The sequence below is a fragment of the Arthrobacter arabinosi genome (assembly GCF_054511115.1).
On record NZ_JBTNDF010000002.1, the window covers coordinates 174,936 to 198,185 of the forward strand.

Here is a 23,250-nt window from a genome sequence, read left to right on the forward strand (position 1 = left end):
CCTCCCAGCGGAGGCCGGGTGGTTCCCACTCCTCCTACCGGACGCGCGTACCCGCGCGCCAGACGGCGTGCACGAGCGGCATCCCGGGCCGGTAGGCGAGGTGCGTGGCCGACGGCGCGTTCAGCAGCTGCAGGTCCGCGCGGTGCCCGACGGCGAGCGACCCGACGGCGCGGAGTCCGTCGGCGTCCCGTCCGGTGTGGCGCCGCAGCGCCAGGGCTCCCCCGTAGGTGGCGGCGCGGACCGCCTCGTGGACCGTCAAGCCCATCTGCAGGACGGCGGTGGCCACGCAGAACGCCATGGAGCTCGTGTAGGACGTCCCCGGATTGCAGTTGCTCGCGAGGGCGATCGGCGCCCCGGCGTCGAGCAACCGCCGCGCGGGCGGGAACGGCTGGCGCGTCGAGAGATCGCAGGCGGGCAGACACGTGGCGACGGTCCCCGGGGTGCCTCCCGCGGAGACGCCGGACCAGGTGCCGGCGAGCGCGTCGACGTCGGCGCCGGAGAGGTGGTTCACGTGGTCCACGCTGGCGGCCGCGAACTCGACGGCGAGGGCGACGCCGTCGCCCGGACCGAGTTGGTTGCCGTGGACGCGCAGGCCGAGGCCTGCTGCGGCGCAGGCCTCGAGGACCCGGCGTGACTGGTCGGGGGTGAAGGCCCCGGTCTCGCAGAACACGTCGGCCCAGCGGACGTGCGGGCGGACAGCGTCGAGCATCGGCCCGCACACGAGATCGATGTAGTCCTCGGCGTCCTCCCCCGCCGGCACGACGTGCGCGCCGAGGAAGGTCACCTCGTCCACGACGCCCGCCGCGATCCGCGCGCAGCGTGCCTCCTGGGCGACGTCGAGCCCGTAGCCCGTCTTCGTCTCGAGACAGGTGGTCCCGCCCGCCGTGGCTTCGGCGACGCGGGCCAGCAGGAGCCGCGTGAGGTCGTAGTCCCCCGCGGCGCGCGTGGCGTCCACGGTGACCGCGATACCTCCCGCGGTGTACGCCTGGCCCGCCATCCGGGCCTCGAACTCGGCGGTCCGGTCGCCCGCGAACACCAGGTGTGTGTGGCTGTCGACCCAGCCGGGCAACCCCGCCCTGCCGCCCGCGTCGTACGCCTCGTCCGCCGCGGGAGCGCGGGCGGCCGGGCCGATCCAGCTGATCCGCTCGCCCTCGAGGACCAGGGCGGCGTCCCGCAGGACGGCGGCGTCGGCGTCCTGCGTGAGGAGTTCTCCGATGTTGGTGACGAGGACGGACATCAGGGCTGCTCCCGGGCGGCGGCCGCGCCGATCGCGGCGTCGAGGCGGGTGATCGCCGCGGCGAGCAGGGGCCCGGAGTCGCCGAGCGTCGTGTGGACGCCGTCCCGGGCCCTGAGGACTCCCCCGGCGACGACGCCCGTCACGTCCTGCGCCGTCGCCGTGTAGGCGAGCTGTTCCCAGGCGGACCCGGCCGTCCGGGCGGTGGAGGGGTCCACGGCCATGAAGTCGGCGGCGCGGCCCGGCTGGAACCCTGCTCCCGTGCGGCCCTGCGATCGTCCGCCGCCGAGGGACGCGATGCCCTGCAGCTGGTCCGGGGTGAAGCGACCGCGCCGTCCGGTGCGCAGCCGCTCGCCGTGCTCGAGGGCCCGCATCTCGAGCCACGGGTCGACGACGGCGTGCTGGTCGGTGCCGAGGGCGAGCGTCGCTCCCGCCTCCCGGAAGTCGCCGGCAGGGCCGAGCCCGTCCGCGAGGTCGGCCTCCGTGCTGGGGCAGAGGACGACGGTCGCCCCGGCGTCGCCGAGGAGCGGTATGTCGGCGCCGCTGACATGGGTGGCGTGGACGGCGGACAGACGGGGCCCGACGAGTCCGTGCCGGTGCAGCAGCGCCGTCGGGGTGCAGCCGGTGGCGCGGAGGCAGTCCTCGTTCTCGGCGGGCTGCTCGGACACATGGATGTGGAGGGGCAGGTCCGGGGGCAGGTGCTGCGCGATCACGGCGAGGTCCTCCTCCGGCACCGCGCGGACCGAGTGGATGGCCGCCCCGACCGTGACCTGGTGGTCGGGGTAGAGCGAGGAGATCGCGGTGCGTAGCGAGGCGAGCCGTGCGAGCCAGCGCCCCGCGGTCCCGTCCGAGAAGCGGCGCTGGCCCGCCTCGAGCGGGGTCCCGAAGCCGCCGGCGAGGTAGCACGTGTCGAGCAGCGTCAACCGGATGCCCGCACGGACGGCCGCGCGGGCGACGGCGAGCTCCATCGCGTGCGGCCCGTCGTCGTGGTCGCCGTCGTCGCCCCCCTGCCCGTACGGCGTCCCGTCGGGCCGGTGGTGGATGTAGTGGAACTCGGCGACGCTCGTCCAGCCTGCCGCGACCATCTCGGCGTACACCGCGGTGGCGAGCTCCTCGTAGAGCTCGGGCGTGAGGGCTCCCGCCACGCGGTACATGGCCTCCCGCCAGGTCCAGAAGGTCCCGCCGCCGGCGTGGGTGCGGCCGCGGAGGGCCCGGTGGAAGGCGTGCGAGTGCGCGTTGGCGGCGGCGGGGAACACCACCCCGCGGAGCACGACGTCGTCGTCCCGCACCGGGACGCCCGGTACCACGCCGATGACCGTCCCGGCGTCGTCGATCTCCACGCGGACCGAGGCTGCGATACCTCCGGCGCCCAGCCACGCGTGCTCGCACCAGACGGCGCGGGCGTGATCGGCCACGGTCCCGCTCACAGCAGGTCGTCGAGGACGTCCGCGAGCGCGGTGGCCCCGGCGTCGGCGTCGTCGCGCTCCACGAACTCCTCCGGCGAGTGGCTGACGCCGGTGGGGTTGCGGACGAACAGCATGGCGGTGGGTGCGACGGCGCCGAGGATGCCGGCGTCGTGCCCCGCGCCGGTCGGCAGGGTCGGCGCTCCGGGGAAGGAACGGCCGAGGGCGTTGCCGAGCGTGCGCTGGAGCGCTCCGTCGAAGTGGACCGTGCCACTGCGCGACTCCTCGGTGAGGGTGGCACGGCAGCCCTCGAAGGCACAGATCTTCTGGGCCTGGCCGTGGATGCGCTCGATGAGGGCGGCCGTCACGGCGTCCTCCTCGTGCCGTACGTCGAGCCACAGGTCCACGCGGGAGGCGATGACGTTCGTCCCGCCCGGCACGGGGCGCAGCCGCCCGACCGTGGCGCGGGCGCCGTCCTGCTCCGCCGCGGCCTTCCGGACGGCGAGCACCACCTGGGCGGCCGCGACCATGGGGTCGACGCGGTCCGCCATGAGCGTGGTGCCGGCGTGGTTGCCCTGGCCGGTGATGGAGAGGCGCCAACGGCCGTGGCCCAGCATGGTGGAGCCGATGGCGACGGCGGAATCGAGGTCGATCAGCCCGCGCCCCTGCTCGACGTGGAGTTCCACGAAGTCCCCGATCCGACGGATCGCCTCCTCGTCGCGGCCCAGGTGCGACGCGTCGACGCCGGCGGCCCGGGCGGCCTCGGCGAACGTGGTGCCGTCGGTGTCCGTCAGGGACCGGACATGATCGGGGTCGAGCGTGCCGGTGAGCAGGCGCGACCCGAGGCAGGACACCCCGAACCGGGACCCCTCCTCCTCGGGGAACACGGCGACGGCGAGCGAGCGCTGCGGCCGGACACCGCGCTCGCGCAGCAGGTCGACGGCCACCAGGGCGGAGGCGACGCCGAGTGGGCCGTCGAAGGCGCCGCCGCCGGGCACGGAGTCGAGGTGGCTGCCCGTGACGAGCGCACCGTCACGGCTGTCCGTGGCGTCCCACCAGGCCCAGAGGATGCCGTTGCGGTCCGTCTCCACGGCGAGGCCCCGGGTCTCCGCCGCCGCGGTGAACCATTCCCGCAGCGAGGACTCCGCGGGTGTGAAGACGCCGCGCGAGTAGCCCCCGCGCTCGGCATCGCGGCCGACGTCGCTGATGGAGTCGAGGACTGAGGAGACGGTCTGCACGGGTGCACCTTCCGGTCGGGGAGTCTTCAGGATTGCATGGGGATGCGCACCCCGCGCTCGGCGGCCACCTCGCGGGCACGCTCGTACCCGGCGTCGACGTGGCGGATCACGCCCATCCCGGGGTCGTTGGTCAGGAGGCGTTCGAGCTTCTGCGCCGCGAGGTCCGTCCCGTCGGCGACGGAGACCTGCCCGGCGTGGATCGAGCGGCCGATCCCCACGCCGCCGCCGTGGTGGATGGACACCCAGGTGGCCCCCGAGGACGTGTTCAGGAGGGCGTTCAGCAGCGGCCAGTCGGCGACGGCGTCGGAACCGTCCGCCATGGACTCGGTCTCCCGGTAGGGCGAGGCGACGGACCCGGAGTCGAGGTGGTCGCGGCCGATGACGATCGGGGCCGACACCTTCCCTTCGGCGACGAGCCGGTTGAAGAGCAGGCCGGCCCTCGCGCGGTCCCCGTAGCCGAGCCAGCAGATCCGGGCGGGCAGGCCCTCGAACTCCACGTGCTCGGCCGCGGCGTCGAGCCAGCGGTGCAGGTGCCCGTTGTCCGGGAACAGCTCCTTGAGGGCGGCGTCGGTGACGGCGATGTCCGCCGGGTCCCCCGAGAGGGCCACCCAGCGGAACGGGCCGAGTCCCTCGCAGAACAGGGGGCGGATGTAGGCGGGGACGAATCCCGGGACGTCGAAGGCCCTGCCGTAGCCGCCCTTCCGTGCCTCGTCGCGGATCGAGTTCCCGTAGTCGAAGACCTCCGCGCCGGCGTCGAGGAAGCCGACCATCGCCTCGACGTGCAGGGCCATCGACGCCTGGGCCTTCTTCGTGAAGCCGTCCGGGTCCGCCGCGGCCTCCCGCTCCCACTCGTCGACGGCGATCCCCTCGGGCAGGTAGCTGAGCGGGTCGTGGGCCGAGGTCTGGTCTGTGACGATGTCGACGTCGAGCCCACGCCGGAGCAGCTCGGGGAAGACGGTGGCCGCGTTGCCGACGACGCCGACGGACAGCGCCCGCTTGTCGCGCTTCGCGGCGAGGACCTGCGCGACGGCGTCGTCGAGCGTGTCCGCGACGGTGTCCAGATAGCGCTTAGCGACGCGGCGGCGCAGGCGCGCCTCGCTGACGTCGACGATGAGGACGGCCCCGCCGTTGAGCGTGACGGCGAGGGGCTGGGCGCCGCCCATCCCGCCGCAGCCCCCCGTCAGCGTGAGGGTGCCGGCGAGAGTGCCGCCGAAGCGCTTCCGGGCGATGGCGGCGAACGTCTCGAAGGTGCCCTGGAGGATGCCCTGCGTGCCGATGTAGATCCAGGACCCCGCGGTCATCTGCCCGTACATCATGAGACCCTCCGCCTCGAGGCGGCGGAACTCGGGCCAGGTGGCCCAGTCGCCCACGAGGTTGGAGTTGGCCAGCAGCACGCGCGGCGCCCACGGGTGCGTGCGGAAGACGCCCACGGGCTTGCCGGACTGCACGAGCAGCGTCTCGTCGTCCTCGAGGGTCTCGAGGGTGCGCACGATGGCGTCGTAGGCGTCCCAGCTGCGCGCTGCGCGTCCTGTCCCCCCGTACACCACGAGGTCCTCGGGCCGTTCGGCGACCTTGGGGTCGAGGTTGTTCATGAGCATCCGCAGCGGCGCCTCGGTCTGCCAGCTCTTCGCGGTCAGGGCGGTGCCGCGCGCGGCCCGGATGGAGCGGGAGGAATCGTGGGTCGGGGTGGTCATGCCGGTTCTCCTGTCAGGTCCTCGGGCACGGGGACGGTGCCCGCAGCGGGTTCCGCCAGGAGGGCCACCGCCTCCTGTGCGACGAGCGAGCCGATGCGGCGGGACTCCGCGTCGGTGATGCGGTAGCTGGGCACGACGACGCTGAGCGCCGCGATCGCCCGGCCGCCGGGTGAGACGGGCGCGGCGATGGCCGTCACGTCCGCCTCGACGCCGTCACGCACGACGACGAAGCCGCCGTCCGGGGGCCCGCCCGTGAGCACCGCGCCGACGGCGGTGTGCGCGAGCGGGATGCTGCGCCCCACCCAGCTGGCGTGGCGCACCGAGTGGGTGCCTTCCCGCATCGCGAGGTAGACGCCCTCGCCGTCGTGCGAGGGGACGCTGAGGTAGGCGGACTCGCCGGTCTGCTCCACGAGGCGGTCGAGGGCGGGCTCCGCGAGGGAGACCAGGGATTCGTGGCCCAGCGCCTGCGCGCCGAGCTGCACCACACGGAGGCCGGGCCGGTAGGCGCCGGCGGCGTCCCGGCGGACGAAGCCCGTCCCCTCGAGGGTGCGCAGGAGCCGCAGCGCCGTCGACGCGGACAGGTCGGCCTCGCGGGCCGCGTCCGCGAGCGTCAGCGACCCGGCCCCGCAGACCGCCCCGAGGAGCACGAGGGCCCGCTCGACGGTGCGGGTCGACGATTCGGCCATGGCGCCTCCTTGCATAAGCGGTCGACGTGTATTTCACTTATTGAAACGTCCTTTTCACTCAATGGCAAGAGCGGCGGGAGCCGCGGAAACCGAGGCGCAGTGTGAATCAGCAGACCGTCATCGTGGGCACGGGCCCGCTGTCCCCCGCCGACGTCGTCGCGGTGGCACGGGACGGCGTCCGGGTGGATCTGGCGCCCGGCGCCGTCGACGCGATGGCGGGGTCCCGGGCGGTGGTCGACGCGCTCGTCGACGACGGCACGCCGCACTACGGCATCTCGACCGGCTTCGGCGCGCTGGCCACCCGGCACATCCCCCTGGACCAGCGCACCCGGCTGCAGCGCAGCCTCATCCGCAGCCATGCCGCGTCCTCCGGTGCCGAGGTGGACCGCGAGGTGGTGCGCGGCCTGATGCTCGGTCGCCTCTCCACCCTCGCGACGGGCCGCACGGGGGTGCGTCCGCTCGTGGCCTCCACCTACGCCGCGCTGCTGAACGCGGGCATCACGCCGGTCATCGGCGAGTACGGTTCGCTGGGCTGCTCCGGTGATCTCGCGCCGCTCTCCCACATCGCGCTGGCGCTGATGGGCGAGGGCGAGGTACGCGACGGCGCCGGGGAGCGGGTGGCGGCGTCGGAGGCGCTCGCGGCGGCGGGCATCACCCCGGTGGAGCTGCGCGAGAAGGAAGGCCTGGCGCTCATCAACGGCACGGACGGCATGCTCGGGATGCTCGTCCTCGCGGGTGCGGACCTGCACCGGCTGCTCGCGACGGCGGACCTCGCCGCGGCGATGAGCGTCGAGGGGCTGCTGGGCACGGACGCCGTGTTCGCCGAGGATCTCCACGCCCTGCGCCCGCACCCCGGACAGGTGGCGTCCGCCGCGAACATCCGGGCCCTGCTGGCGGGGTCGCCGCTCGTCGCCGACGAACTCACGTCCGAGACCGGACGGCACCGCTTCACCCGCGTCCAGGACGCGTATTCGCTGCGCTGCGCACCCCAGGTCCACGGCGCGGCCCGCGCCACCCTCGCGCATGCCGACGCGGTGGCGGCGGTCGAACTGGGGTCGGCGATCGACAATCCTGTCATCACGCCCGACGGCCGGGTCGAGTCGAACGGCAACTTCCACGGCGCTCCGGTGGGCTACGTGCTGGACTTCCTCGCGATCGCCGTCGCGGACGTCGCCTCCATGAGCGAGCGCCGCACCGACCGCTTCCTCGACAAGGCGCGCAGTCACGGCCTCAACGCCTTCCTCGCCCACGATCCGGGCGTCGATTCCGGCCACATGATCGCCCAGTACACGCAGGCCGGGATCGTGTCCGAACTCAAGCGTCTCGCCGCCCCGGCGTCCGTGGATTCCATCCCCTCCTCGGCCATGCAGGAGGACCACGTGTCGATGGGCTGGGCCGCCGGCCTGAAGCTGCGCCGGGCCGTCGACGGCCTGACGCGCGTCCTCGCGATCGAGATCCTCACCGCGGCGCGGGCCCTGGACATGCGCGACGGCGGCCCGTCCGTCGGCCTGCGCAGCTCAGCGGCGATCTCCGCCGTCCGTGCCCGGCTCCGGCAGGACGTCGAGGGCCCCGGCACCGATCGCTACCTGGCCCCGGAGATCGAGGCCGCACGGCTCCTGGTGGACGACGGCTCCCTGCTCGACGCGGCCCGGGGAGCCCTCCCAGCGCCCTTCCTGTAGGGCTTGTTAGGGTGGGCTGAGACCCCCGAGAAGAAGGCGCCCCGCCATGTCCTCCCCCGCACCCCCCTCCCGCAAGCCCCCGCGCCCCCAGGCGGTCCTCACCGTGCTCGGGACGCAGTGGCTGAGCCCCCACCTCGTGCGGGTCGTGGCAGGAGGACCGGGCTTCCGGGACCTGCAGGAATGCCACGCGACGGACCGGTACGCCAAGCTGCTGTTCGTGAAGCCGGGACTCGGGCTCGCTCCGCCCTACGATCTCGATGCCCTGAAGCACGCGCTGCCCGCCGGCGACCGCCCCGTGAAACGGACCTACACCGTCCGGTGGCTCGACGCCGCGTCCGAGCGCCTCGCCATCGACTTCGTGGTGCACGGCGACGCCGGCGTCGCCGGCCCGTGGGCGGCGCAGGCCTCGCCCGGCGACACCCTGGTGCTCATGGGCCCCTCCGGCAAGTGGTCCCCGGACCAGGACGCCGATTGGCACCTCTTCGCCGGGGACGACTCCGCGCTGCCCGCGATCGCCGCCGGCCTCGAGGCACTGCACCCGGCCGCCGTCGGGCATGCCTACCTCGAGGTGGACACGCACGCCGACGTCCTTCCGCTCGCTGCTCCGGCGGGAGTGGAGCTGCACTGGCTGACGCGGGACGGGCGGGAACCGGGCACGACGACGCTGCTCGCGGACGCCGTCGCCGCCGGCCCGTGGCCCGAGGGGCGCGTCGACGCCTTCGTCCACGGGGAGCGCGGGGCGATGAAGGCGCTGCGGGACATCCTGTTCAAGGAGAAGGGGCTCGACCGCTCGCACGTCTCGCTGTCGGGCTACTGGGCGTACGGCCGCGAGGAGGACACCTTCCAGGCGGAGAAACGTGAACCGATCGGCAGGATCCTCGACTAGGTCGCCGGTGGCGAGGAGGTCGGGGAGGCGGGCGGGGACCGCCTCGCGTCGTTCCACGGCGGCGACGTGGTGCGCGTCGGGGACGATGGCGATGTCAGCGGAGTGCATCAGCCGCCGCACACCGGGCAGCGGGCCGGCCGTCCGGTACCGCGTCGGAGGCACCCGTGACCCTGCGTTCTCCCTCGTCGCTGACGACGACCGGTAGGTGACCGGACGCCGTCGCGCCGCCTCATCGGTCGTGACGGATCAGCGGTGGACGGCATGGGGTCGCCGGATCGTCCGGGGACGACTCCGTGGGGCGCCGGGTCCGGCCATGGAGAGGAACAGCAGCAGGGCCGTCGCTGCACCCATGGCGGTCAACGCTGCCCAGAGGGGCAACTCCGCTCCGGATCCCGCGTCCTGGCGGGCGACTTCGACGCTCGCGGCGGCGAGGCTGAGGGTGTAGACACTCCCTCCCACGCTCATGACACCGGCCAACACCCAGCCGATCGCGCGGCGGCGCACCAGCCAGGTGGCCGCGAGGAGCATGGGCGGCACGATGAAGACCAGGTCGATGGCGAAGACGACGGCGGTGGGGTGACCGGAGTCCAGGATCGGCCGGGGGACGTCGCCGGTGGCGAGGTAGCTGAGGCACATCCCGCTCCACAGGATGCCCAGACCGGCAGCCACCACGCTCGTGTAGGCGATGGCGACGACGCGAGCGGTGGTCCCGCCCATGGCGTCGCCGAGGCTGCCGAGGTCGAGGCGCGGCACGGAGAGGATGAGGGCATACAGCGGGAGGCCGAAGGATGCGACGTACAGGAGGAAGAACGGGTTGAATGCCGCGGCCACGGTGTAGAACAGGTACGCATACATCGCGTAGAAGAGCATGCCCAGCCACAGCAGCCGGCCCCTGCGGGATCCCCTGACCTCCAGGACCAGCCCGATGAGCAGCAACGGGACGGCGACCAGGAGGGTGACGGTGTCCTGACCTCGGAAGGTGGCCGTGGTCAGGGCGTTGTCGCGATAGAGCCGGTCGGTGGCGACGAGTCCGCCCGCGGACGAGGACGCCATGGCGATGGCGGCGAGAGCGGTCAGCAGGTACGCCGCCCGGAGGTCCGATCGACGTGCTCTCATCAGGAGCTGCCTGGGTTTCCTCATCGCGCTCCCCGCGGGAGAAGTGGACATGCCGACGTCGATGTCAGCAGACCATCCCGGGGCCGGCTGCGGTAGGGCCCAAGGACCCACGAGCGCGGGAAGGTCCTTCGACCGGGGTCAGGCCGCCGGGAGGGTCCGCGTCCGGCGCTCCACCAGGCGTTGGGCGAGTTCCATGGCGGGTTCGGCGAGGCGTGCCAGCACGGGCCCGAGCACGGCCATGATCAGCACGTAGGTCGTGGCGAGGGCGGCGAGCTCCGGGAGCACGGCACCCGAGGTCACGGCGAGCCCCGCGATGACGATTGAGAACTCGCCGCGTGCCACGAGGGCCGTGCCTGCCCTGGCCCGGCCCAGGCGTCCCATGCCCTGGCGGCGGGCCGCCCACCAGCCGGTCGCGATCTTCGTCACCGTCGTGACGAACGCGAGGAGCAGCGCGACCCCGAGCACAGGCGGGATCGACGCCGGGTCGGTGTTGAGCCCGAAGACCACGAAGAAGATGGCCGCGAAGAGGTCGCGCAGCGGTTCGAGGAGGCGGGCCGCGTTCTCCGCCGTCGCGCCGGAGATCGCGATGCCGAGGAGGAACGCACCGACCGCGGCCGAGACCTGCAGGGCCGAGGCCAGACCGGCGACGAGGAGGGCCGCCCCGATGAGGGTCAGCAGGAAGACCTCCTGGTCCTTGCTGTCCACGACGGCCGAGACCGCGTTCCCCCAGCGCAGCGCGACGACGAGCACGAGGGTGACGACGAGCAGGGAGATGCCGACGGTGCCGAGGCCGCCGGCGAAGCTCAGTCCTGCCAGCACCGCGGTGAGGACCGGCAGGTAGACGGCCATGGCGAGGTCCTCGAAGACGAGGATCGCGAGGACGGTGGGGGTCTCCCTGTTGCCGAGCCGGCCGAGGTCGCTCATGACCTTCGCGGCGATGCCGGAGGAGGAGATGTACGTGACGCCTCCCATGGCGAGCGCGGCGACGGGCCCCCACCCCAGGATGACCGCGACGAGGGCACCCGGCGTGAAGTTCAGGACGAGGTCCACGATCCCGGCCAGCCATGACTGCCGCAGCCCGGTGACGAGTTCCTTGGCCGTGTACTCCAGGCCCAGCAGCAGGAGGAGCAGCACGACGCCGATCTCACTGGCCACCTCGCTGAAGTCGACGACCCCCTCGAGTTGGAGGAAGCCGCCCTGCCCGAAGAACAGGCCGCCGAGGAGGTAGAGGGGAATGGGTGAGAGCCCGATCCGGCCCGCGAGCCGCCCGAGGACCCCGAGGAACAGCAGGATGGCGCCGAGTTCGATCAGGGTCAGGGCAGTCGTGTGCATAGGCGGCGATCAGCCGTTGCGCAGGATGTCCGCTGCCGCGTCCAGCCCTTCCGAGGTCCCGACCGCCACCAGCAGGTCACCTGCGGCGAGCAGGAAGTCGGGTGTGGGTGAGGCCTGGACCTGGCCGGAGCGGAGTACGGCGACGAGGGACGCGCCGGAGCGGGACCGCATCCTGGTGTCCCCGAGGACGCGGCCGTCGAAGGGCGACCCCCGCTCGATCAGGAACTGGCGCGTCGAGACCCCCGGGAGGTCCCGGTGCTCCTCGGTCAGCTGCGCGATGAGTTGCCGCGAGCCGAGGAGGTTGCCGATCGTCGCGGCCTCGTCCGGGGTCAGCGGGATGGACGCGACGCAGGCATCCGGGTCGTTGGCCTTCGAGATGATGAGGTCGAGCTCGCCGTCGCGCTGCGCGACGATGCCCACCCTCCGGCCGGACCCGGTGACGATCTCACGCCGGACCCCGATGCCGGGCAGGCGCGTTTCGATGACGTTCATGCAGCAATCCTAGACCCGCGGGGGCTACTCGCCGGCGGGCAGGGTGCGTGTGGGGCGGCCGTTCGCCGAGGGCGTCGAGGCGGCCTCCGACCGGTACAGATCGGGCTCCAGGTAGATGACCCTGGCGATCGGCACGGCGGCCCGGATGCGCTTCTCGGCGCCGTCGATGTCCGCCGCGATCTGGGTGCCGCTCTCCCGGCTGCCCACCGAGATCTTGGCCGCCACGAGCAGCTCGTCGGGGCCCAGGTGCAGGGTCTTGAGGTGGATGATCCGGGTGGCGCCGTCGCCGGCGATCGCCTCCTCGATCTTCGCGATGTCGGCGGCCGAGGCACTCTCCCCGAGGAGCAGGCTCTTGGTCTCGACGGCGAGGATCGCGGCGATGGCCACCAGGAGCAGGCCGATCATCGCCGTCCCTGCCGCGTCCCACAGGCCGTTGTCGGTGAGCAGGGTCAGGGAGACGCCGAAGAGGGCGAACAGGAGGCCCAGGAGGGCGCCGGTGTCCTCGAGGAGGACGACGGGCAGTTCGGGTGACTTGGCGGTTCGGACGAAGCGCGCCCAGCTCATGCCGCCCCGCGCAGGATTGGACTCCCGGACGGCCGTGCGGAGCGAGAAGGACTCGGCGATGATCGCCCCGATGAGGACGGCCAGCGGCACCCACCAGAAGGGGCCCTCGATGGGGTGGGGGTCCTGGTACTTGTGGTGGGCCTCATACAGCGCGAAGAGGCCGCCGACGCTGAAGAGGACGATCGAGACGATGAACGCGTAGATGTACCGTTCGCGGCCGTAGCCGAAAGGGTGCTCGGGGCTGGCCTGGCGCTTGGCACGCTTGCCGCCGACGAGCAGCAGGACCTGGTTCCCGGAGTCCGCCACCGAGTGGATGCCCTCCGCGAGCATGGACGAGGACCTCGTGAGAGCGAAGGCCACGAACTTGAGTGCGGCGATCGTGAGGTTCGCGGCGAGGGCCGCGATGATCGCCTTGTTGCCTCCACTGGCTGACATGATGCGTTCCGTTCTCGTATCCGCCGCTGCGGCTGATGGTCCGTCGATGATCAGGCACGCCGCCGGGCGCGGGGCTGCCTCCGGCCCTTACTGTACGGAAACCTCGCCTGTCACGGGCAGGACAGCATGCCGGAGGAGCACGGTTGCGGGCGGACGGGCAGGCGTTCCGGGCGCGTCGGGGTCTCAGGCGGGCCGGAGCGCGGCGGCCGCAGCGGCCACGCGGGTCGGATCGGCGCCGAGATCGGCGGGATCGGCGCCGGTGAGGAGGACGGTGGCCAGTTCGGCGATGCCCGACGACGTCTGGAACCCGTACCCGCCCTGCCCCGCGAGCCAGAAGAAGCCGGGGTGCCCGGGGTCGAACCCGACGACCGGCAGGGTGGAGTCCCGCTGGGTCCGCAGGCCCGTCCAGGCCCGGCGGACGGCGGTGATCCCGAGGGTGGTCACGGTCCCGAGCCTCTCGATGAGGCGCTCGACGTCGCCCGGGTGGGGCTGCGCGTCCCCCGGCTCCGCCGGCTCCGCCTCGCTGGGCGAGACGAGGACGCCGTCGGCGTCCGGGCGGTAGTAGAAGGAGTTGTCCGCGGCGGCGACCATCGGGGACCCCACGGGGGGTGCGTTGGTCGCGGCGACGATCGCGGCGGTCCGCCGGAGCGGCACGAGTCCCTGGGGTGCGACGCCGCACAGTGCGGCGACGCCGTCTGCCCAGGCCCCCGCGGCGTCGACCACGATCTCCGCGGTGATCGGACGGTAACCCGCACGGACGTTCCAGCATGCGCCGTCGTAGCGGGCCGCGGTGACCTGCGCCCCGGTGAGGATGAGGACGCCGTCGTCACTCGCGCTCCGCCGGTGGTACTCGAGGAGCAGGTCGGTGTCCGTCCCCACGCAGTCCGTGTCGATGGCGGCGGCCGCGAAGGATGCCGGGCGGAGCTGCGGGCAGAGCCCGAGGGCCTCGGCGTGCGTGATCCGGTGCATCGAGGTGCTGGACCGCGCGTCGACGTCGGCCTCGGACCCGACGAGGACGAAGGACCGCGGAACGGTGAGGGGCAGGCCGGTGGAGGACCGGACGCCGTCGAGCAGGTCGAGGGTGCGCCGGGTCAGGTCGAGGACGGGGGCCGGGCCGTAGCTCGGGATGAGTTGCCGGGCCGAACGGGAGGAGGTGTGGTACCCGAGGGTCGGTTCCGACTCCACGAGGACCACGCTGGAGAACGGGGCCAGCGCGGACGCCAGGGAGAGGCCGGCGACGCCGCCGCCGATGATCAGGACATCGCACTCGAGGGAGCTCATCCCGTCATCCTAGGCTCGCCCTCCCCCGACCGGCCCTACCCGGGTCGGCCCACGTGCGCGCCCGCAGCGCTGTCGACAGCGGCTCCCGATCCGCCCGCGGCCACGTCGGCGCGCGCGGCGACGAACGCCTGGACGCAGGCCTCGATGTCCTCGGCGGTGTGCGCTGCCGAGAGCTGGACGCGGATCCGGGCGGCACCCTTCGGGACCACCGGGTAGCTGAAGGCCGTCACGAAGACACCGTGCGTGAGCATGGCGTCGGCCGTCCGGGCCGCGAGGACGGCGTCGCCGAACATGACCGGGACGATCGCGTGCTCCCCCGCGAGCAGGTCGAAGCCCTCCTCCGTCATGCGGCGGCGGAACAGCGCGGCGTTGGTGGTCAGGGTCCCGCGGAGTGCGGTGCTGTTCTGCACCAGGTCCAGGGCGGTCAGGGTCGCGGCGACGATCGACGGCGCGAGCGAGTTCGAGAACAGGTAGGGGCGGGCACGCTGCCGCAGGAGCGCGACGATCTCGGCGCGCGCGGCCACGTAGCCACCGGACGCCCCGCCGAGTGCCTTGCCGAACGTCCCCGTGAAGATGTCCACGCGGTCGGCGACGCCGGCATGCTCGGGCGTGCCGGCGCCGGTGGCTCCCAGGAAGCCGACGGCATGCGAGTCGTCCACCATGACCATCGCGTCGTGGCGCTCGGCGAGATCGCAGATGGCCTCGAGCGGGGCCAGGTAGCCGTCCATGGAGAAGACGCCGTCGGTGACGACCAGGCGGCGGCGTGCCCCCGACGCCTCCTGCAGCTTCGCCTCGAGGTCCGCCATGTCCCGGTTGGCGTAGCGGAAGCGCTGCGCCTTGGACAGGCGGATGCCGTCGATGATGGACGCGTGGTTCAGGGCGTCGGAGATGACGGCGTCCTCGGCGCCGAGGAGGGACTCGAAGACGCCGCCGTTCGCGTCGAAGCAGGAGGAGAACAGGATGGTGTCCTCGGTGCCGAGGAACTCCGAGACGCGGCGTTCGAGCGCGAGGTGGAGGTCCTGGGTGCCGCAGATGAAGCGCACGGACGCCATGCCGAACCCGCGCTCGTCCAGGGCCGTCTTGGCCGCGGCGATGATGTCCGGGTGGTCGGCGAGGCCGAGGTAGTTGTTGGCGCAGAAGTTCAGGACCCGGGCGCCGTCGGCCCCGAGCGCGCCGGCCGTGATGTGGCTGGACTGCGGTGAGGAGATGCGGCGCTCCTGCTTGAACAGGCCTGCACTGCGGATCTCGTCGAGTTCTCCGGCGAGCTGGTCGCGGACTGCTGAATACATGGTGTTCCAAGCCTCCTAGAAGGTGGTCCAGTCGAGGACCACTTTGCCGCTCGCGCCGCTGCGCGCTGTCGCGAATCCCTGCTGCCACTGCCGGGCGGGCAGGCAGTCGGTGACCACGGACGAGACGGCCTCGCGCAGCGTCCTGTTGGACTGCAGCATGGCGCTCATCGCGTACCAGGTCTCGAACATCTCCCGGCCGTAGATGCCCTTGAGGGTGAGCATATGGGTGACCACCTTCCCCCAGTCGATGGAGATCGGGCCCGCCGGCAAACCGAGCATGGCGATCTTCCCGCCATGGTTCATATTGTCGATCATCTCGGGCAGGGCGGTAGCATGGCCGGACATCTCCATCCCGATGTCGAAGCCCTCCTTCATGCCGAGCTCGCGCTGGGCGTCGGCGACGCGCATCCGGCTGACGTCGATGGCGATGTCCGCCCCGACCCCGCACGCCAGGGCGAGCCGGGGCGCGGAGACGTCGGTGATGGCGATCTTGCGGGCCCCGGCGTGGCGTGCGACGGCGACGGCCATCAGGCCGATGGGGCCGGCCCCGGTGATGAGGACGTCCTCCCCGACGAGCGGGAAGCTCAGGGCCGTGTGGACGGCGTTGCCGAAGGGATCGAAGACGGCGCCGAGCTCGGGCGTGATGCTCGCGTCGTGCACCCACACGTTCGTCTCGGGGACGACGACGAACTCGGCGAACGCGCCGTCGCGCTGCACCCCGACGCTGGAGGTGTGGATGCACATCTGGCGGCGCCCCGCCCGGCAGTTACGGCAGATCCCGCAGACGATGTGCCCTTCGCCGGAGACGCGGTCGCCGATGCGGACGTCCCTGATGCCCTCCCCGAGGGCGACGACCTCACCGTAGAACTCGTGGCCGGGGATCAGCGGGGCGTCGATCATGCCCTGCGCCCAGGCGTCCCAGCTCTCGATGTGGAGGTCCGTGCCGCAGATGCCGGTGGTGATGACCCGGATCTTGACCTCGCCCCGGCCCGCGTCGGGTTCGGGCCGGTCCACGAGCTCGAAGCCGGGGTGCGCCCCGGATTTGTACAGCGCCTTCACTGAACGGTTCCTTCCATGCCGCGCCTGCCCCGGCGGATTGCGCCGACGGCGTGCGGTACGAGTGCCTGGGCGGAATGTGCCCGGAGTAACAGTAGCAGCGGCTCAGTCCTCGAGGACCGCGGCCAGGATGTCGACGCCGAGGCCGAACATCGCCGGGGAGTCGTCGGAGGACGCCGCCAGCGCGCTCCCCATGCTCAGCGCCCAGCCGCGGGCCCGCTCCCACGTCGCGGCGTCGACCGGGCGGAGGCGTCCCGTCTCCGCGCGGAACGCCGCCCGGCCGGGGGCGTCGAAGTGCAGCCACGCCGCAGCGAGGTCCGTCGCGGGGTCGCCGGAGCAGAGGTCACCGAAGTCGACGACGCCGGCCAGTGCGCCGTCGGGCGCGAGGACGACGTTGGCCGGGTGCAGGTCGCCGTGCAGCCAGAGCGCCTCCCCGGACCAGGCCGGTGCCGCGAGGGCGGACTCCCAGGCGCGCTCGAGGGGCTCCGCGGGTACTCCGGGAATCCCCTCGCGCGACGGGATCTCCCGGAGTGACGGGATCTCCCGGAGTGACTGCAACCGCGCCCGGACGACGTCGTCGCGCGCCGCCAGCGGCCCCCCGCGCCCCACGGGACTGACGGGGGCGTCGGCGGGCGCGGGCTGCTGGAACTCGGCGAGGAAGCGCGCGAGCGGGACGGCGGCAGGAGTCCGGCGGGCACGCGGGACGGCGATGCCGCTGCTGCCGTCGATCCACCGGCAGACGGACCAGTGCCAGGGGTAGCCGGCGCCGGGGACACCGGGGCGCAGCGGCACCGACGTCGGGACCGTCAGGGACGCGGTGAGACCCGGCAGCCACTGCTGCTCGGTGACCGTGAGCGCGTCGGCCACCGTCCGCCGGGGCAGGCGCACCACGAGGTCCTCCCCGAGCCGGAACAGCCCGTTGTCCCAGCCGTGACCGACGGACCGCAGGGGGAGGTCCGCCAGGTCCGGCATCTGCTCGGCGAGCAGCGACATGACGAGGGAGGGCGCGATGTCGACCTCCGCCCTCGGCAGAACCGCCATCGTGCCCTCCCCGTCGATGCTGCCGGCGCTAGCCCTCGACGCCGAGGCGCTGCAGGATCAGCTCGCGCACACGCCCCGCGTCGGCCTGCCCGCGGGTGGCCTTCATGACCCCGCCGACGATCGCGCCGACGGCCTGGACCTTGCCGCCGCGGATCTTGTCGGCGACGTCGGGCTGGGCCGCGAGGGCGCCGTCGATCGCCTCGAGCAGCGGGCCGTCGTCGGACACGACGGCGAGGCCGCGCTTCTCGACGACCTCCGCGGGGGTGCCCTCGCCGGCGAGGACGCCGTCGAGCACGTCGCGGGACAGCTTGTCGTTGATCTTGCCGGTCTCGATGAGCGCGTTGAGCTCCACGATCAGTTCGGGTGTCACGCCGAGCTCGGCGGGTTCGACGTCGGCCAGCTTGGCGCGGCGGGAGATTTCGCCCATCCACCATTTGCGGGCGACGGCGGCGCTCACGCCGGCGGCGATGGTGTCCTCGATCGAGGACATGACCCCGGCGTTGACCACGTCCCGGAACTCGGCGTCGGAGTAGCCCCAGTCGGCCTGCAGGCGCTTGCGGCGCTCGGCGGGCGGCTCGGGCAGTTCGGCGCGGAGCTTCTCGATCCACGCGTCGTTCGTGACGACCGGCACGAGGTCCGGCTCGGGGAAGTAGCGGTAGTCGTCGGCATCGGACTTGGGGCGCCCCGACGTCGTCGAGCGCGTGTCCTCGTGCCAGTGGCGCGTCTCCTGCTGGATCGGCGTGCCGGAGTCCAGGACGGCGGCATGCCGCTGGATCTCGTACCGCACGGCGTGCTCGACGGCGCGCAGCGAGTTCACGTTCTTGGTCTCGGTGCGCGTGCCGAACGTCTCCCGGCCCTTCGGCTTGAGGGAGACGTTCGCGTCGCAGCGCACGTTGCCGCGCTCCATGCGGGCGTCCGAGACGCCGAGGTTCTTCACGATCTCGCGGATCGCGGCGACGTAGGCCTTGGCCAGCTCGGGGGCGCGTGAGCCTGCGCCGACGATCGGCTTCGTGACGATCTCGATGAGGGGGACGCCGGCGCGGTTGTAGTCCACGAGGGAGAACTCGGCGCCCTGGATGCGGCCCGTGGAGCCACCCATGTGGGTGAGCTTGCCGGCGTCCTCCTCCATGTGGGCGCGCTCGATCTCGACGGTGAACACGGTGCCGTCGGCGAGCTCGATGTCGATGCTGCCGTCGTAGGCGATCGGGTCCTCGAACTGGGACGTCTGGAAGTTCTTCGGGGTGTCCGGGTAGAAGTAGTTCTTGCGGGCGAAGTAGCACTTCTCGGCGATCCTGCAGTTCAGCGCGAGGCCGATCTTGATCGCGGACTCGACGGCCACGCCGTTGACGACGGGCAGGACGCCGGGCAGGCCGAGGTCCACCGGGGTCACATTGGTGTTGGGGACGTCCCCGAACGCGTTGGGCGCGGAGGAGAACATCTTCGTGCGTGTGTTGAGCTCCACGTGGACCTCGAACCCGAGGACGGGGTCGTACTTCTCCATGGCCTCGTCGAAGGTCAGGATCTCATCGGTTCCAGCAGTCATTACTTACCACCTGTGATCTCGGGGGCCTGGGCCAGCAGCGGGCCGCCCCACGTGTGTTCGAGCAGCGATTCCAGGACGGCGCCCACACGGTAGAGGCGGGCGTCCTTGCGGGCGGGGGCGAGGAGCTGGATGCCGACGGGCAGCCCGTCCTCGTCCGCGAGCCCGCCGGGGAGGGACAGCCCGGGGATGCCGGCCATGTTCGCCGGGATGGTGGCGACGTCGTTGAGGTACATGGCCAGCGGGTCGTCGAGCTTCTCGCCCAGCTTGAACGCCGTGGTCGGGGCGGTCGGGGAGATCAGGACGTCGGCCTGCTCGAACGCGGCGGCGAAGTCCCGCTGGATCAGGGTGCGCACCTTCTGCGCGGATCCGTAGTAGGCGTCGTAGTAGCCGGCGCTCAGCGCGTAGGTGCCGAGGATGATGCGGCGCTTGACCTCGTCGCCGAAGCCGGCCGCCCGGGTGGCGCCCATGACGCGCTCGATGGTGGGCGTGCCCTCGGGGACGACGCGCAGGCCGAAGCGCACGCCGTCGTACTTGGCCAGGTTGCTGGACGCCTCGGACGGCATGATCAGGTAGTAGGCGGCGAGCGCGTACCGGAAGTTGGGGCAGGAGACCTCGACGATCTCCGCGCCTGCCGAACGCAGCAGCTCGAGCGACTCGGAGAAGCGCGTGAGCACGCCGGCCTGGTACCCCTCGCCCTGGAGTTCCTTGATGACGCCGATGCGCATGCCGTCGACCTGGCCGAGGCGCGCGGCTTCGACGAGCGCGCCCACCGGATCCGTGAGCGACGTCGAGTCGTGGGGGTCGTGGCCGCCGATGACCTCGTGCAGCAGCGCGCTGTCGAGGACCGTGCGGGAGACGGGGCCGATCTGGTCGAGCGAGGACGCCATGGCGATCGCACCGTAGCGGGAGACGCCGCCGTAGGTGGGCTTCACCCCGACCGTGCCGGTGACGGCGCCGGGCTGGCGGATGGACCCGCCGGTGTCCGTACCGAGCGCGAGGGGCGCCTCGAACGCGGCGACGGCGGCGGCGGACCCGCCACCGGACCCGCCGGGGATGCGGTCGAGGTCCCACGGGTTGCGGGTGGGGCCGAACGCGGAGTGCTCGGTCGAGGAGCCCATGGCGAACTCGTCGAGGTTCGTCTTGCCGAGGATCGGCATCCGTGCGGCGCGGAGCTTCCGGACGACGGTGGCGTCGTAGGGGCTCTGCCAGCCCTCGAGGATCCTCGAGCCGGCCGTGGTGGGCTGGCCTCGCGTGACGATGAGGTCCTTCACGGCGATGGGGACGCCGGCGAGCGGGTGCAGGGTGTCGCCGTCGGAGCGGGCCTTGTCCACCCCGGCGGCGACGAGCAGCGCCTCGTCGGTGTTGACGTGCAGGAACGCGTTGACGGCGCCGTCGACGGCGTCGATGCGGTCCAGGTGGGCCTGCGTCGCCTCGACGGCGGAGACCTCCTTCGCGGCGAGCTTCTGCGCGAGGGCGTGGGCGGAGAGGCGGATCAGGTCTGTCATGGGTTACTCCCCGTCCAGGATTGCAGGGACCTTGAAACGGCCGTCGGCGTTGTCGGGGGCGCCGAGGAGGGCTTCCTCGTTGCTGAGGGTCTCCCCCACGACGTCGTCGCGGAACACGTTGCTCAGCGGGATCGGGTGGCTCGTCGCGGGGACGTCGTCGCCGGCGACCTCGCTCACGCTCTTGATGGAATCGACGATCACCGCGAGTTCCCCGGCCATGCGGTCGAGCTCGTCGTCGGTCATGTCGATGTGGGCGAGCCGCGCAAGGTGCGCGACGTCGTCCCGGTTGATCTCAGCCATGGATCTCCCCTGGAAGTCGGAGGTGGGTTTCTGCTCCCAGTCTAGTGCTGGCGCGGTCGGCGCCCGGCATCAGCGGGGCGGCCCACGACGTCGCCGGGCGCGCGCGCCTACAGGGGCAGGCGGAAGACCCAGAGCAGGATGTCCTCGTTCGGGACCTCCCAGTCGCGCCCGGGTACGCGGACGAAGCCCATCGACTCGTAGAGGCGGTGCGCCCGGACCATGTCGGAGCCGCTCGTCAGGCTCACGGCCTCGATCCCGGGGAGCGTGCGGGCGTGCTCGACGATGCGCTCCACCATGGCGCGGCCCACGCCGCCGCGCTGCACGGCCGGGTCCACGGCGAGCATGCGGAACTCCAGTTCGCCCTCGACGGCGATGTCCGTGTACCGCTGGCCCGCGAACGTGAGGGCGACCGACCCGACGACGACGCCGTCGCGCTCCGCCACCCAGACCTCGGCGTGCTCGACACGATGCTCGATGTCGGCCAGCACGGCCATGTAGGGGTGCGCCTCGTCGGTGAAGTAGCCGGCCTCGAGGTAGGCGCCGCGTGTGATGCGGCGGACGTCGTCGTAGTCCTCGGGCTGGATGGGCCGGATAGTGATGGGGGCATCGGACAGGGCGTGCCCGGAGGGTGCGGTGGTCACCGGCCCATCTTGTCATGCAGCGGCCCCCGCCGGGACGCCGTCGTCCCCGCGGGCGCCTGTCCTGCTGCCACCCGGCGTCAGCCCCGCGAGATGGGGAGCTTCCTCGGTCCCTCGCGCCTCGTGTCGTCCGGCAGCGGCGTCCGGACGGTGAGTACGCCGTCGACGTAGCTCGCCCGGATGTCCTCGTCCCGCACGCCGTCCGGGAGCACGATGTCCCGCCGGAAGGATCCGTACCGGAACTCGGACCGGTACCGGTCCTTGCCCTTGTGTTCCTCCTTCTCCTCGCGCTCGGCGTGGATCCTCAGGAAGCCGTTCTCGATGCTGACCTCGATGTCCTTCTCGGGATCGAGTCCCGGCATCTCGGCGCGGACGACCATGTCCTTGCCGTCCACGAACTCCTCGATCCGGATGGAGGCCGGCCCGGACGACGACGACTCGAAGAGCCGCTCCATCGAATCCAGCAGTTCCATGGGGGACCTGCTGCCGGCGTTGAAGGGGAAGCTCCGCCGACTGGAACCGAACGGAGGCCATCGCCGCACATCAGTCATGACACACTCCAGACACTTGGTGGGACCGGCCCGGTCAGGGCCGCGTCCTCCGAGTGAACACCGGCTCCGCACGCGCGGACAGGGACGAAAGACCCCCACCTGCCCCGTGGTGTTCCGCCGGACGGCGCATCTCAGTGCCTGGCCCTGTACGGCGCCGGAGCGGGGAGCCCGGCCTCCTCCCGGACCCGACGCGCGAAGCGCTCGATCGAGGTGAGCGCGGAGACGACGTCCTCCGGCCGGACCTCGAACGGCATCGCGTGGATGGTCTCGCCCGCCACGGTCGCCGTGGTGGCGACGAGCTCGAGTTCCTTCGTGTCCTCCGGCGTCAGGCCGATCTCCGTGAGGGTGGTGGGGAGCCCCACCCGCGTGGTGAATTCGATGAAGTCCCGGATGTCCTGCGTCGGGGCGCCCTCCAGGACGAGCTGCGTCACGGAGCCGATGTTCACCTTCTGGCCGTGCGCCAGTCCGTGGGTCTGCGGCGCCGCGGTGAGCCCGTTGTGGATGGCGTGGGCCGCCGCGAGGCCTCCCGACTCGAAACCGAGCCCCGAGAGAAGCGTGTTGGCTTCGATCACCTTCTCGACGGCCGGGGTCACGAGGTGGTCGCGGACCGCGTCGAGGGCCGGCAGCGCGTTGTCCCAGAGGACGTCCCAGCTCAGGCGTGCGAGGGCCGTACCGGTGAGGGTGGGAAGCCCTCCCGCCATCGTGGGGGAACTCGACGCCGCCGTGGCCCGCGCCTCCAGCCACGTCGCCAGGGCGTCTCCCACCCCCGCGGCGAGGAAGGCCGCCGGGGCGTTGGCGACGATCTGGGAGTCGACGAGCACGAGGTCCGGGTTTCGCGGGAAGAATCGGTACTCCTCGAAGGTGCCGTCCTCGGTGTAGACCACGGCGAGGGCCGACGTCGGGGCGTCGGTGGACGCGACCGTGGGGACCGTGACCCACCGGATGCCGGCGAGGAACCCGGAGGCCTTGACGGCGTCGATGGTGCTTCCCCCGCCCACCGCGACGGCGACGTCGGCCTCCGTCCGCCTGATCACCTCGACGAGGCGGTCGATCTCCTTGGCGGACGGCACGCCTCCGAAGGCCTCCCGCGTGACGGGGAGACCGGCAGCCTGGAGGGACGCCGTCACGTCGTGGCCCACGAAGCCCCAGACGACGTCGTCCGCGACGACGAGCGGCGTGCTCCCGATCGGTGCGAGGTATTCGCCGAGCCGGGAGATGGCCCCCGGACCCTGCGCATACCGGCCGGGGCTGATGACGGAACGGATGGGGCTGGCGGTGGACATGCTG

21 protein-coding genes are annotated in these 23,250 nt (G+C 72.4%); 2 read left to right on the forward strand and 19 right to left on the reverse strand.

Translation table 11 applies throughout. The annotated features are described in order from the left end of the window. Window positions 1–34 precede the first annotated feature (34 nt). The 5 genes from hutI to ACX80P_RS05090 are packed head-to-tail and all read right to left on the reverse strand — an operon-like array spanning window position 35 to window position 6,255. Complete coding sequence (gene hutI, locus ACX80P_RS05070) at window positions 35–1,237, reverse strand: imidazolonepropionase (RefSeq protein WP_459276962.1); 1,203 nt, start codon at window positions 1,235–1,237, stop codon at window positions 35–37. Further along, window positions 1,237–2,661, reverse strand: coding sequence for a formimidoylglutamate deiminase (locus ACX80P_RS05075; protein ID WP_459276963.1), 1,425 nt, complete (start codon window positions 2,659–2,661; stop codon window positions 1,237–1,239). Before ACX80P_RS05075 ends, hutI begins: the two co-directional genes overlap by 1 nt. Next, window positions 2,658–3,875 (reverse strand): allantoate amidohydrolase, encoded by a 1,218-nt coding sequence (locus ACX80P_RS05080; RefSeq protein ID WP_459276964.1) that lies wholly within the window; start codon window positions 3,873–3,875, stop codon window positions 2,658–2,660. Before ACX80P_RS05080 ends, ACX80P_RS05075 begins: the two co-directional genes overlap by 4 nt. Before the next feature lie 26 nt (window positions 3,876–3,901). Beyond that, window positions 3,902–5,569 (reverse strand): urocanate hydratase, encoded by a 1,668-nt coding sequence (hutU, locus tag ACX80P_RS05085; RefSeq protein WP_459276965.1) that lies wholly within the window; start codon window positions 5,567–5,569, stop codon window positions 3,902–3,904. Further along, window positions 5,566–6,255, reverse strand: a complete 690-nt coding sequence (locus tag ACX80P_RS05090; RefSeq protein WP_459276966.1) for an IclR family transcriptional regulator — start codon at window positions 6,253–6,255, stop codon at window positions 5,566–5,568. The genes hutU and ACX80P_RS05090 overlap by 4 nt, the downstream gene beginning before the upstream one ends. A gap of 101 nt (window positions 6,256–6,356) precedes the next feature. Between ACX80P_RS05090 and hutH the strand changes: the two genes are divergently transcribed. Together hutH and ACX80P_RS05100 are read left to right on the forward strand one after the other, a co-directional pair. Next, window positions 6,357–7,934: a histidine ammonia-lyase gene (gene hutH, locus ACX80P_RS05095; RefSeq protein ID WP_459276967.1), complete on the forward strand. Its 1,578-nt coding sequence runs from the start codon at window positions 6,357–6,359 to the stop codon at window positions 7,932–7,934. 46 nt (window positions 7,935–7,980) lie between these two features. Then, entirely contained in the window at window positions 7,981–8,820 is an 840-nt protein-coding gene (locus tag ACX80P_RS05100; protein WP_459276968.1) for a siderophore-interacting protein, read from the forward strand. A 246-nt stretch (window positions 8,821–9,066) separates the two neighbouring features. Here the strand turns inward: ACX80P_RS05100 and ACX80P_RS05105 are convergent, their stop codons facing one another. From ACX80P_RS05105 to ACX80P_RS05170, 14 genes are all read right to left on the reverse strand, one after another. Continuing rightward, complete coding sequence (locus ACX80P_RS05105; protein ID WP_459276969.1) at window positions 9,067–9,936, reverse strand: hypothetical protein; 870 nt, start codon at window positions 9,934–9,936, stop codon at window positions 9,067–9,069. 138 nt (window positions 9,937–10,074) lie between these two features. Then, the gene (locus ACX80P_RS05110) at window positions 10,075–11,268 is read right to left on the reverse strand and encodes a cation:proton antiporter (protein WP_459276970.1); all 1,194 of its coding nucleotides are present in this window, start codon (window positions 11,266–11,268) and stop codon (window positions 10,075–10,077) included. 9 nt (window positions 11,269–11,277) lie between these two features. Beyond that, window positions 11,278–11,760, reverse strand: coding sequence for a cation:proton antiporter regulatory subunit (locus tag ACX80P_RS05115; protein WP_459276971.1), 483 nt, complete (start codon window positions 11,758–11,760; stop codon window positions 11,278–11,280). A 24-nt stretch (window positions 11,761–11,784) separates the two neighbouring features. Beyond that, window positions 11,785–12,759 carry a cation diffusion facilitator family transporter gene (locus tag ACX80P_RS05120; RefSeq protein WP_459276972.1) on the reverse strand — a complete coding sequence of 325 codons (975 nt, stop codon included), beginning with the start codon at window positions 12,757–12,759 and terminating at the stop codon, window positions 11,785–11,787. A gap of 183 nt (window positions 12,760–12,942) precedes the next feature. Further along, window positions 12,943–14,040 (reverse strand): NAD(P)/FAD-dependent oxidoreductase, encoded by a 1,098-nt coding sequence (locus ACX80P_RS05125; RefSeq protein WP_459276973.1) that lies wholly within the window; start codon window positions 14,038–14,040, stop codon window positions 12,943–12,945. Window positions 14,041–14,075: 35 nt separating this feature from the next. Then, window positions 14,076–15,329 (reverse strand): glycine C-acetyltransferase, encoded by a 1,254-nt coding sequence (kbl, locus tag ACX80P_RS05130; RefSeq protein ID WP_459276974.1) that lies wholly within the window; start codon window positions 15,327–15,329, stop codon window positions 14,076–14,078. A gap of 15 nt (window positions 15,330–15,344) precedes the next feature. Beyond that, window positions 15,345–16,388, reverse strand: a complete 1,044-nt coding sequence (tdh, locus tag ACX80P_RS05135) for an L-threonine 3-dehydrogenase, zinc-binding type (RefSeq protein WP_459276975.1) — start codon at window positions 16,386–16,388, stop codon at window positions 15,345–15,347. Window positions 16,389–16,490: 102 nt separating this feature from the next. Beyond that, on the reverse strand, window positions 16,491–17,426 hold the full coding sequence (locus ACX80P_RS05140) for an aminoglycoside phosphotransferase family protein (RefSeq protein WP_459276976.1): 936 nt from the start codon (window positions 17,424–17,426) through the stop codon (window positions 16,491–16,493). A gap of 28 nt (window positions 17,427–17,454) precedes the next feature. Beyond that, a complete protein-coding gene (gene gatB, locus ACX80P_RS05145) occupies window positions 17,455–18,969 on the reverse strand; it encodes an Asp-tRNA(Asn)/Glu-tRNA(Gln) amidotransferase subunit GatB (RefSeq protein WP_459276977.1) in 1,515 nt (504 codons plus the stop codon). Next, window positions 18,969–20,474: an Asp-tRNA(Asn)/Glu-tRNA(Gln) amidotransferase subunit GatA gene (gatA, locus tag ACX80P_RS05150; protein WP_459276978.1), complete on the reverse strand. Its 1,506-nt coding sequence runs from the start codon at window positions 20,472–20,474 to the stop codon at window positions 18,969–18,971. The genes gatB and gatA overlap by 1 nt, the downstream gene beginning before the upstream one ends. 3 nt (window positions 20,475–20,477) lie before the next feature. Beyond that, window positions 20,478–20,774 carry an Asp-tRNA(Asn)/Glu-tRNA(Gln) amidotransferase subunit GatC gene (gene gatC / locus ACX80P_RS05155; RefSeq protein ID WP_104168350.1) on the reverse strand — a complete coding sequence of 99 codons (297 nt, stop codon included), beginning with the start codon at window positions 20,772–20,774 and terminating at the stop codon, window positions 20,478–20,480. Window positions 20,775–20,881: 107 nt separating this feature from the next. Continuing rightward, window positions 20,882–21,415 (reverse strand): GNAT family N-acetyltransferase, encoded by a 534-nt coding sequence (locus tag ACX80P_RS05160; protein ID WP_459276979.1) that lies wholly within the window; start codon window positions 21,413–21,415, stop codon window positions 20,882–20,884. A 77-nt stretch (window positions 21,416–21,492) separates the two neighbouring features. After that, window positions 21,493–21,963 (reverse strand): Hsp20/alpha crystallin family protein, encoded by a 471-nt coding sequence (locus tag ACX80P_RS05165; RefSeq protein ID WP_459276980.1) that lies wholly within the window; start codon window positions 21,961–21,963, stop codon window positions 21,493–21,495. A gap of 131 nt (window positions 21,964–22,094) precedes the next feature. Beyond that, on the reverse strand, window positions 22,095–23,246 hold the full coding sequence (locus ACX80P_RS05170; RefSeq protein ID WP_459276981.1) for a glycerol dehydrogenase: 1,152 nt from the start codon (window positions 23,244–23,246) through the stop codon (window positions 22,095–22,097). Window positions 23,247–23,250: the final 4 nt, after the last annotated feature.